At 61.2% G+C, this 443-nt stretch carries 1 protein-coding gene; it reads right to left on the bottom strand.

What is annotated here, in order from left to right; all coding sequences use genetic code 11:
* On the bottom strand, positions 1-443 hold a 443-nt coding region (locus EXE45_RS16660; protein WP_158294296.1), incomplete at both ends, for a DUF58 domain-containing protein.

Below are 443 nucleotides of genomic sequence, written 5' to 3'. Positions count from 1 at the left end.
CCGTGTTCGGCGGCCGTCTGTGCGATCCCACCAGCCACTTCACGCGCGTATTCAAGCATCGTCCCGCCATCGGTTCCAGTAGCCATTCGATTGCGATGGTCGACAATGAGAAGCGTCCGCCGATCGGTTTCTCCCTCCGTTTCACGGACATATGTCTCTCCAAGGCGAGCCGTCGCGTTCCAGTCAATCTGTTGGACGTCGTCGCCCGGCACATACTCACGCAGCTCCCGGGTTGTCACGCCCGGCCCGGGACGATCTGAGCGGTGTTGGCCATACGCGCTTTGGACGCCGGTTCCGCCTTGACCGATATGGAGCTCTGGCGTGTGGGGTTGAGCGGTGAGCGTGGGGGTCTCCGTGTACGGGAGCGCCACCTTGTATAACTGGTAGCGGTCCCCGATCGAGATGGTTGCTGGTGGGAACTCAAACCGACCAACAACTGATGA

The organism is Halorubrum sp. SP9 (genome assembly GCF_005435015.1).
GTDB classification, from domain to species: domain Archaea; phylum Halobacteriota; class Halobacteria; order Halobacteriales; family Haloferacaceae; genus Halorubrum; species Halorubrum sodomense.
This window is presented reverse-complemented; position numbering and strand designations above follow the sequence as displayed.